This is a genomic window from Flavobacteriales bacterium, from assembly GCA_013001705.1.
Classification (GTDB): Bacteria; Bacteroidota; Bacteroidia; order Flavobacteriales_D; family JABDKJ01; genus JABDLZ01.
Genome location: JABDLZ010000026.1, coordinates 1 through 5,403, shown reverse-complemented (window position 1 = coordinate 5,403; position 5,403 = coordinate 1). Strand labels below are relative to the sequence as shown.

The 5,403-nt window shown below is 50.9% G+C and carries 4 protein-coding genes; 1 reads left to right on the top strand and 3 read right to left on the bottom strand.

The window, feature by feature from the left end; all coding sequences use genetic code 11:
• The 3 genes from HKN79_00685 to HKN79_00675 all read right to left on the bottom strand — a co-directional run.
• A partial coding sequence (locus HKN79_00685; protein ID NNC82068.1) for a hypothetical protein occupies window positions 1-787 on the bottom strand: 787 nt, incomplete at its 3' end.
• A 51-nt stretch (window positions 788-838) separates the two neighbouring features.
• Window positions 839-2,152, bottom strand: coding sequence for a 30S ribosomal protein S12 methylthiotransferase RimO (gene rimO / locus HKN79_00680; GenBank protein ID NNC82067.1), 1,314 nt, complete (start codon window positions 2,150-2,152; stop codon window positions 839-841).
• A 73-nt stretch (window positions 2,153-2,225) separates the two neighbouring features.
• Window positions 2,226-3,857 carry a hypothetical protein gene (locus HKN79_00675; protein ID NNC82066.1) on the bottom strand — a complete coding sequence of 544 codons (1,632 nt, stop codon included), beginning with the start codon at window positions 3,855-3,857 and terminating at the stop codon, window positions 2,226-2,228.
• A gap of 138 nt (window positions 3,858-3,995) precedes the next feature.
• Here HKN79_00675 and HKN79_00670 point away from each other — a divergent pair.
• Window positions 3,996-5,403: tungsten formylmethanofuran dehydrogenase (locus HKN79_00670; protein ID NNC82065.1), on the top strand; the 1,408-nt coding region annotated here is incomplete at its 3' end.

Genomic DNA, 5,403 nt, shown 5'->3' with positions numbered 1-5,403 from the left:
AGATCATCTGCATCGCATACTGCTTCTGCTCGGGCCCGTTAGCGGCTTTACTTGGCGCGAAATACTCGGATTCCTCAACACCGTATGCCTGACCATCCTTCACATAGAACTGATAGGTCTTCTGTCGGGCAATACCCAACTTATCTCCTGCTCCCATCTTGTAGATCAGGTGTCTGAGCTCCTTTTTGAAGGGTTTGAGGATGGGATTGTTCCTCAATTTGTCGGTCTTGCGTTTCTGATCGGGACTCCACATGAGGAAGGTGGCCGATAAGGACTCGGGGAGGAATACGATATGTGGTTCCCAGCTATCCACTCGGGATGGATTCCAGTCCTTTTGATGGAAATGCTTACGAATGCGCAGATTGGTCTCAAGGGTGGATGCATCCACTTGAGGGTCTTTCTCGAAAAGGAAGGTCTCGTATCCCGACCCGAAGAAGGCATAGGTCGTGAGGATGTAGTTATTGTGATGGTGAATGGCATGCGCTGCGTAGTGCTGCATGCCTTGCGGACCGGCTGGGAAGAGATGCACCTTGATGATCATATCATCATTCTCATAGACATAGAATGCTGGGATGTTGAAATCACTCCAATCCATCTGCAACCATCCCTTGTCGCTGAAGTTGCGCTCCATTACCTGCATCATGAACTCCTTATCCTGGGCCATTTTCTGAAGCACAGGCTCCATAGCCGTATGGAATTCCCTGCGATCTACATGCTTTTTGTTGAGTGCTTCTGCCTCTAGGATATACGGATGGTCCTTGAAGAATCCGGCTTGATCAGATGCCATGTACGAATGATTTGAGACAAAGATAGTTTTGGAACAAGTGAGAATACTGACTCAGGTCACTTCCGCAAAAAGATCGTACTCCTCTGCATCCTGGATCTTGACATTCACAAAATCTCCTATACGAAGATGTAGCTCATCTGTCATCGGAATCAAGACTTCATTATCCACCTCGGGTGAATCGAACTCGGTACGGCCCACATAGTAGCCTCCCTCTGTGCGGTCGATGAGTACCTTGTACTGCTGCCCTATCTTCTCTCGATTGAGCTCTGCTGAAATCCGACTCTGGATCTCCATCACGGCATCGGCCCGCTCTTGCTTGACCTCATCGGGGACATCATCCTCTGAGTTGAAAGCATGTGTATTCTCCTCATGGCTATATGTGAAGATGCCCAATCGATCGAATCGGATCTCTTTGACCCATTCCTTCATCTCTTGGAAATCCTCCTCCGTCTCACCCGGATAGCCTGCGATCAAAGTAGTGCGGATAGCAATACCTGGAACAGCTTCTCTGAACTGCTGGATAAGAGCAGTGGTCTTCTCCCGGGTGATGCCTCTGCGCATGGCCTTGAGCATGTTGGTGCTGGCATGCTGCAAGGGGATGTCGATGTAGTTGCAGACATTCTCTCTGCGTTTCATCACCTCGAGTACATCCATAGGAAATCCTGCGGGAAAGGCATAATGCAGACGGATCCATTCGATGCCTTCTACATCGGCCAGCTTATCGAGCAGTTCGGCCAGATTACGCTTCTTATATAGGTCCAGGCCGTAGTAGGTCAGATCCTGCGCGATCAGTATCAATTCCTTGACACCCTGAGCGGCCAGTCCTTCAGCTTGCTTGACCAGATCCTCCATGGGGGTGCTCTTGTGCTTACCGCGCATGAGTGGGATGGCACAGAAAGAACAGGGACGGTCGCAGCCTTCGGCAATCTTCAGATAAGCATAGTGGAAGGGGGTGGTGAGCATACGCTCGCCCACGAGTTCCTTCTTGTAATCGGCCTTCATGGTCTTCAGGAGACGCGGCAGGTCCCGTGTGCCGAACCAAGAGTCCACCTCAGGAATCTCGGTCTGCAGTTCATCGGCATAGCGCTCGCTCAGGCAGCCTGTGACGATCAGCTTGTCGACCCGTCCATCTTTCTTAGCATCGGCATAAGCGAGAATGGTGTTGATGCTCTCCTCTTTGGCATTGTCGATGAATCCGCAAGTATTGACGATCACCGTACTGGCATCCTCCTCCTCAGATTCATGTTCTACTTCGAAGTCATTGCCACGTAGCTGCGCCATGAGTACTTCGGAGTCGAAGATGTTCTTCGAACAACCGAGCGTCACCACATTGACCTTGTTCTTCTTGAGCGTTTTTGTGCGCATGGCCGCAAAGGTAGGTCAGTATACTAGGAAAGGCGACCGATGGTCGCCTTTCCTCATAGAATTCATTCTTTGCTCAATCGACCACTGTGAAGCGGACAGCGGTCACACCCTTCTCATTACTCAATGAGAGCGTATAATTCCCTGACTCGAGGCCACTGCTTGTATGGCTCCAATACTGGATACCCGGTTGTATTCGATCCATGAAGACCATCTTACCGACCGCATCGAAGCACTGTAGATCGATGGAAGCTTGCACACTCTGAGCGAATTGCAGAAGCAGTTCTTCTCCGATAGGATTCTGTATCAAGGTGACACCGTGTGCATTAGAAAGTTCATCGATAGAGGTAAAGGAGTAATCGAATGTCGCAGCATACATGGCGCATGAACTGTCAAAGCTGACTAAGACGGTATATTGACCTTCCACCACCGGAGTATACGTCTGATCAGTGGCCAAAGGAATAGCTTCGCCATTCAGATACCATTGCCAAGCAATACCATCACTTGCAACCAGATTGCCGAATCCATCCCCTCCGATCTCTGCGAAATTGTTCTCACAACCATCCTGAACGATACGATGTATGGTGCCATCGGTCTGTTTCGCCACGTACAATTCACCGAACTGATCTTCTCCGAATGCGGTCCAACCGAATCCTTCTTGTCCAGAAATTGTGAAGACCACCCATTCATCGGCATCGTTCTGTTCCAGACTCCAGAACTGTCCGCTGCAATAATCCACGTAGATGTACTTGCCTTGGAGTTCTCCAAAGGAATTACCTCGATAAACGAAGCCACCTGTCACCGAACAATTTCCTCCTGAATGGGAATACTCGGCTACCGGTCCGGTAAAAGCACTCATAGGAGGACACCCTCCACCGAAGCCGCTATGGTTCCCTTCATAACATCTCCATCCATAGTTCTCTCCTCCCATACTGGAGGCAGGTTGCCAATCGATCTCTTCCCAATTGTACTGACCGACATCGCCCATCCAGAGGTCTCCAGTGATTCTGTCAAAGGAGTAGCGCCAGGGATTACGGAGACCAGAGGCCCAAATCTCGGGCAGGGTATCAGCGCTGGTCCCGACAAAAGGATTATCCGCTGGAATACCATAGGGCGAAGCTCCGTCCACATCGATACGCAGCATCTTTCCGAGTAGGGTATTCATACTCTGACCGGCATCGAGAGGATCCTCGGCCGATCCTCCATCACCCATACCTATGTAGAGATATCCATCGGGTCCGAACTTCAGACCTCCACCATTGTGATTCCCGTAAGGCTGGTCGATGTCCAGGATGTCCACCCTGGAAGTTGCATCGGCAATATCCTCATCACCCGAAACGGTGAATCTGGATATTCTGGTGTCGCCATTTCCACGCGTATAGTTCAAGTAGAAGAATCCATTGCTTTCGTAATCCGGATGGAAAGCTATCCCAAGCAATCCCTGCTCACTATTGAGCCCTCCTGTCGAGGTCTGGGATTGGATGTCGAGGAAGGGTTGTGCATTGATGGTCCCATCTGAATTCAGGATACGGATCACACCATCCTTCTCGAGTATAAAGAGTCGGGCATCCCCGGCTGTAGTGATATCCACCGGTTTATCGAATCCAGAAGCGAATTCGACCAGAGCGATATCGATATCCACCTGAGCGGGAAATTCAGCTAAAAGGATGATCAGGGAAAGGGCAATGAGGGTCTTCTTCAATGTCATGGAAAGAATTTTTTCTGGGCGTGAAGATACATTGCTAGCATTGTCAGAGAACATCCGATCCAGGCCCTTCAGAGGAATCCTGCGCATACCACAGAAGGATCTAGAAATCTTATCTTAGAAGCTTAAAGCAAATGGTACATGTCCGACCAGAAAACCCTATCGACTCCACACAAAGAAATCGACAAAGACACATTACTGAAGGCCTATGAATTGATGGCCACCGCAAGGGCCATGTCAGACATCTACGAGGAGAATGCCAAGTTGACCTCGAAGTATGTGCACGCCACTTCCCGCGGTCATGAGGCCATCCAACTGGCCCTTGGAATGCAATTGCAGCCGCAGGATTGGGTCTCACCCTATTATCGGGATGATTCTATCCTGCTAGGTATCGGAATGAACCCGGCCGAGTTGATGCTACAGGTCTTTGCCAAGAAGGATGACCCCTTCAGCGGAGGTCGCACCTATTATTCCCACCCTAGTCTGCGGAGGAAGGACATGCCCAAGATCCCGCATCAGAGCTCGGCCACCGGCATGCAGGCCATCCCTACTACCGGAGTGGCCATGGGCGTACAGTATCTCGAGCAGAAGGGACTGACAGATGTAAAGGATTCCGTGGTGGTCTGCTCACTAGGAGATGCATCCATCACCGAAGGTGAAGTATCCGAGGCCTTGCACATGGCCGCCCTCAAGCAGATGCCCATCCTCTTCTTCGTACAGGACAATGAATGGGACATCTCGGCCCATGCCTCTGAGATACGTGCCAATGACGCTACTCATTTCGTCCAGGGATTCAAAGGCATCGAGTGTCGAACGATCGAAGAAGGTCAGGATTTCGTCAAGTGTTATCAGGTGCTGCGTGAAGTCATCGATACGATGAGAAGGGAGAGACGCCCCTTCATGATTCACGCCAAAGTACCCCTACTCGGACACCACACATCCGGAGTGCGTAGAGAATGGTATCGGGACGACCTTGAAGAGCATAAGACCCGTGACCCCTATCCGTATTTCTTCCAGCAATTGGTGGACATCGGTCTGGATGAGAAGGAGCTCTTGCAGATCGAGCGCAAGGCCAAGGACCTCGTAAGTACCGACTACCGCATTGCGCTCAATGCCGATGAACCGGACCCTGAGAGTATTTATGATCACATCTTCGCTCCCACTCCCATCACCGAAGAAAAAGGTCAACGGGAAGGGCCGGGTAAGGAGCCCACTTTGATGGTGGACTGCGCGTTGTTTGCCGTTGAGGAGATCCTGAGGGAGCACCCAGAGGCACTTTTATATGGTCAAGATGTTGGTGGACGATTGGGCGGGGTATTCCGAGAAGCGGCCACGCTTGCCCAAAAGTTCGGGGATGACCGGGTCTTCAATACGCCTATCCAAGAAGCTTTCATCATCGGTAGTACGGTAGGCATGTCAGCAGTCGGATGTAAGCCGATAGTCGAGGTACAGTTTGCAGATTATATCTGGCCGGGCCTCAATCAGCTCTTCACCGAAGTGGCGCGTAGTAATTACCTCTCCAATGGAAAATGGCCCGTGGCATCCGTTA